This window comes from Hyalangium sp. (assembly GCF_035629615.1).
In the GTDB taxonomy this organism is placed as follows: Bacteria; Myxococcota; Myxococcia; order Myxococcales; family Myxococcaceae; genus Hyalangium.
This window is the reverse complement of the sequence record NZ_DASPHO010000469.1, coordinates 1-4819: the sequence shown is the minus strand read 5'-3', so window position 1 is coordinate 4819 and position 4819 is coordinate 1. Positions and strand designations below refer to the sequence as shown.

General features: G+C 69.7%; 3 protein-coding genes and 1 pseudogene. 1 reads left to right on the top strand and 3 read right to left on the bottom strand.

All coding sequences use genetic code 11. The features are described from left to right. The 3 genes from VD972_RS23995 to VD972_RS23985 form a co-directional block, all read right to left on the bottom strand. A partial coding sequence (locus tag VD972_RS23995; protein WP_324990754.1) for a hypothetical protein occupies positions 1 to 234 on the bottom strand: 234 nt, incomplete at its 3' end. 213 nt (positions 235 to 447) lie between these two features. Next, entirely contained in the window at positions 448 to 996 is a 549-nt protein-coding gene (locus VD972_RS23990) for a dihydrofolate reductase family protein (protein WP_324990752.1), read from the bottom strand. A gap of 400 nt (positions 997 to 1396) precedes the next feature. Further along, positions 1397 to 4525 (bottom strand): serine/threonine-protein kinase, encoded by a 3129-nt coding sequence (locus VD972_RS23985; RefSeq protein WP_324990751.1) that lies wholly within the window; start codon positions 4523 to 4525, stop codon positions 1397 to 1399. 51 nt (positions 4526 to 4576) lie between these two features. On the opposite strand from VD972_RS23985, the pseudogene VD972_RS23980 reads away from it, so the two are divergent. Then, a pseudogene (locus VD972_RS23980) lies at positions 4577 to 4819 on the top strand (RNA polymerase subunit sigma-70); the annotation flags it as partial.

Sequence of the window (4819 nt, the reverse complement as noted above, 5' to 3'; positions counted from 1 at the left end):
CCCCCGCACCTCCAGGTCGGACCGCTCGGCGACGACCGTCTGGCCATCCAGGAGCGGAATCCCGATCCGCCGGGAGCTCAGGGCGGCGACGTCGATCCTCACCGGCTGCTCCCCGGCCGATGCCGCATCCACGAAACGGAGCATCTCCCGCACCGGGGACTCGGCATGGACGGATAGAGGAAGGGTCAACAAGGAGGCCAGCAGGAGACGGGAGACACGGGGCGCGAACCGCATGAAGGCTCCTTTCTGGTAAGGAGGACTATGGTAGCAGGATGCGATTGCAGTGCTTTAGCCAGTCGGCTCGGCCGCCGCGGCTTTCAACGGCGCCAGGAGGATCAGGCTCGCCAGGACCCAGCTCTTGGTCATCTGGATCCTCACGGTGTTCTCAACATTCGCAGACACCTATTCAGCTCCTGCCCCCAGCGTCGTCGCCACGAGGCCTTTCTGCTACCTTCGCGGCTCATACCGCATCGCCACCGCCCCCGAGCCGAACTCCAGCCGGCTCACGAGCTTCAAGTCGATACGCTTCGATAGCCCCGCGAACAACGTCGGCCCGTGGCCCGCCACCCTGGGCTGCACCACGAACTCGTACTCATCGATCAATCCCAGCTCCGCCAAGGCCAGCGGGAGCTTCACGCCTCCCACGAACAGTCCCTTACCCGACTCCCGCTTGAGCTGCTGAACGGCCTTCCCCAGATCCCCGCGCACGAGCTCCGCGTTCCAATCGACCCGATCCAGGGTGGTCGGCACGACGTACTTCTTTGCCGCGTCGATCGTCCGGGCGAAGGGTTCCATCCAGTCAGGCCTTGCCCCCGTTCGCGTCGGCGGCCGAAACGCTGCCTCCATCATTTCGTAGGTCACCCGCCCAAAGAGGAGGGCATCGGCCTGGTCGAGGTTTTCCACCGCGTGACGATGCAGGTCTTCGTCCGCGACAATCGCACGATGATCGCAGCAGCCGTCCAATGTGACGTTGATGGAATACCGAAGGGGGTGCATTACGTAAGAATACCCCGATGGGGTACCTAGCAACGATGCCCTTTACCCCCGCCGACAGGCTCCTGGTTCGCACGAGCGTACGCATGACGCTCTCGGCGCTGGAGACGATCCGTGGAAAGCGCGGGATTTTGATCGCGGCGAGCGTGATCGTCCGGGCCCCTGTGTGGCCTCAAGTCCTTGCCAGTTCGAGGCGTTACGTCGTCCGGAAGCAAGCCGCCCGACTTGCCGGTCCTCCGCCACCGGCCCGCGCCGAGAAGATCGTCCGAGCAGCTCGCAGCCTGCGTCCAAGGGACTGTGGGTTTCTACCTTTGAGGCGCCAGCGATCTCCGGAGCCGCGATCGCTACGCCGCGCTTCTCGAAGATCGTCTCCACCTATGACCGCGTGCGAATTCAAGGGAGCTCAGCGCTTCGCGAGCCACTCCTCCACTTCGCGGAGCTCCTTCGCGGCGTGCTGGGTAGTCTTGGCGAGCTCGGCGCGCGCGTCCTGCGCCAGCGCGAGCGCCCGCGGGCGGGCCTCTCCCGTCTCCCACAGGGCGCGCGCCAGCGCAAAGAGGGCCTTGCCCCGCTCGAGCGGAGGCAGCTGCACCTTGTTCGCCAGCGCCGCCGCGCGCTCCAGCGGCTCGAGCGCCGCCCGTGCCCCATGCAGGCGGTGAGTCACCGCGCCCACCAGCGTCAGGGAAGTCACCACCTTGGGGTGCTCCGGGCCCAGCGCCTTGCGCCGCATCTCCAGCGCCCGCTGGAAGCCCACGAGCGCCACCTCCAGCCGTCCTTCCTCCAGGTCCACCTTCGCCAGGTTCTGCACCACGGAGGCCATCTTGGGATGATCCGGGCCCAGCGCCTTCTCCCACAGCGCTCGGGCGGCTTGCAGGAGGCGGCGCGCCTCCGTGTACCGCTTCGTGTCCAGCATCACCGTGCCCAGGTTGTTGTAGGTGAGCGCCAGGTCCGGGTGGTCCGGGCCGAGCGCCTGATGCTGCCGGGCCAGCACCTCGGCGTAGGCCTTCTCCGCCGCGGCGGCCTCTCCCAGATCCGCGTGCGCGTTGCCAATGCTGGTGAGCACCGCGGTGACGCGCTGGTGGGCGCGGCCATGCACGGCGACGAGGCCGGGCAGCGCCTTCTCATACTCCGCCAGCGCCTCTTGCATCTTCCCCTGGCGCTGCAGCGCGTCGCCCAGGTTCACGCGCACCATGCTGGTGGTCGTGTGCTCGGAGCCCATGGATTGCTCGCTCAGCGCGAGCGCCTCCCGGTAGCGCGTCACCGCCTCGTCCACCTTCCCCGCCAGCCGGAGCGCCGTGGCCACGTTATTCATATGGGTGACGCAACCCGGGTGCTGCGCCCCGTAGGCGCGCTGGTGCAGCCGCAGCGCATCCTGGTAGCGGGCGAGCGCTTCCTCGTAGTGGCCCTGCCCGTTGTGGACCAGGCCCAGCCCGGTGAGTGGCTCGGCGAGGCGGGGGTGCTCGGGGCCCAGCGCCTTCTCCCAGAGCGCCAGGCAGTGACGCAGGTCGGCCAGGGCCTGCGCGTGCTCACCCTTGCGGTGGTGGAGGTGCCCGCGGAACAGGTAGAACTCACCGGCTGCGCTCGGAGCATCCTCCTCGCCCAGCCGCTCCAGCGCCGCCTGTGCCAGCTGCAGGGAGCGCTCGGCCTCGGGGATGCGCGCCTTGCCTTGGAGCTCCGCGCCGACCATGCCTATCAGCGAGTGCACCAGCAGCTCGTCATCCCGCCCTGCCAGCGCGGCGAGCTGGGCCTGCTGGAAGAGCTCTCCCGCCTCGGTGAAGCGTCCGAAGGACTTCTCCACGCTGCCCTGCAGGTGCAGCGCGGCGGCCTCGTAGGGCCGGTAGCCCGCCGCGCGCAGGCCCACGAGCGCCCCCTTCACCTTCTCCAGGGCCCGCGTGCTCAGCCCCGCCTCATAGAGGGCCGTGGCCTCGGCAATCGTCGCCTGCAGCTCGCTCAGCTGCTGGCGGACCGCTGGATCCGCCGGGAGCGGCATCACGTTCACCAGGGCGGAGCGATCCGCGCACGCCAGCAGATCCGGCAGGGCATGGGCGGACTCGGGCGCGCGCTCCAGCACGGCCTTGTCCCCCTCCAACATGAGATCCACCGCCGCCCGGAGCGAGCCGCGCCTCCGGTCCAAGCATGCGCCGCGCAGGTCCATCAGCCGCTCGGACTGCTCGCCGCGCACGTGGGTGGCCTCGCACGAGTCCTTCTCCATGGCCGCCAGCGAGGCGGCGTAGGCCTCCAGCCTGCGGGAGGTGGAGACCCAGCCCTGCTCGGCCAGCGGCAGCCCGGAGCTGCGGAAAGCCGCCTCCAGCCGTTCCTTGCGGCCCTCATCCCAGATGTCCACCAGCGTCCGCTCGAAGCCCGTGCAGCGCGTGGCCGAGCGGCCCCAGAAGCCCGCGCCCGCGCCCACCAGCGCTGCCGCCCCCACGCAGGCGGCTACCACGCGCCAGCGCTCGCCAAGGGGCCGCTGGGTGAGGGCCGCCAGCAGCGCCTCCATGGAGGGATGACGCTCCTCGGGTCTGGCGGCCAGGCCCCGGAGGATGGCGCGGCGCACCCGCGAGGGCACGCGGCCTTCTCCCGGCGCGGAGGGACTGCCCTCGCGGATGGCTCGGACGAGCGCCGCCAGAGAGTCTCCGGTGAAGGGCCGCTCGCCGTAGAGGCCCTCGTAGAGGGCGACGCAGAAGCTGAATTGATCACTGCGTGCGTCCGAGGCCTGTCCCTCGAGCTGCTCCGGGGCCATGTAGGCCGGCGTGCCCATGAGGGTGCCCTGCTGGGTCATCGCCTGAGAGGCCGCACCAGGGCTCGTCCCGCCGAGCCCTTCCTCGGGCAGACGCTGGGAGAGGCGGGCCAGCCCGAAGTCCGTGACGCGCACGCGTCCGTCCTGGCCCACCAGGACGTTGTCCGGCTTGAAGTCCCGGTGCACCAACCCGCCGGCGTGCGCCGCTGCCAGCCCCCGTCCGGCCTGGACGAAGCAGTCGAGCACCTCCGCCCAGCGCCTCGGCGCGGCCCGCAGCCACCGGCTCAGGGTGGTGCCCTCCACGAAGTCCATGGCGATGAAGAGGCGCCCGCCGTGCATGCCCACGTCGTGCACGGAGACCACGTGGGGGTGGGACAGCCGTGCCAGCGCCTGGGCCTCGCGCCACAGGCGAGCCCGCGCCTCCACCGCGCCCGGCCCCTCGTTCCAATCCGAGCGCAGCAGCTTGAGGGCCACCTTCCGGTCCAGCTCCGGATCATGCGCGGCAAAGACCATGCCCATGCCGCCCATGCCGATGCGCTCCAGCACCACATAGCGCCCCAGCTCCGTGCCGCGATCGAGCTGCTCGCTTGTTCCTGACTCCGAAGGCGTACGAGCAGTCCTCGTCTTCAGGGAGGCCTCGTTGCCCGCGAGCACGGCCACCAGCTTCCGGCATGCGGTGCACCCGTCGAGGTGTCGCTCCATTTGAGCCAGGGACTCCGGCTCCAGGAGGCCCAACACCAGGTCGGTCAGCTCGGTCTCTTCCGGGCAGCCCGTGGCCATGGGAGCGAAGTAACTCACGCGCGCGGTTCCCTGTAAACCCACAGGGCCCTGCCTTGATATTCTGCAAACATGAGCGGTGAGACAGCGTTGAGCGAGGCGTTTCTCTCCGGGGTTTCTCCGAAGCTCGCCCAGGGACTGCGCGCGTTGCCGCAGCTGGAGGAGACGCTGCGGGAGCTGCTCGAGCGGGCCCGCAAGGCGCACCCCTCCTTGCGCTTCGCGCCCGAGGACTTCCTGCGTCACCTGGCCGCGCGCTTGCCAGCCACAGGTGAGGCAGGCGCGGTGCTGGCCTCCATCCGCTCGGAGGATCTGCTG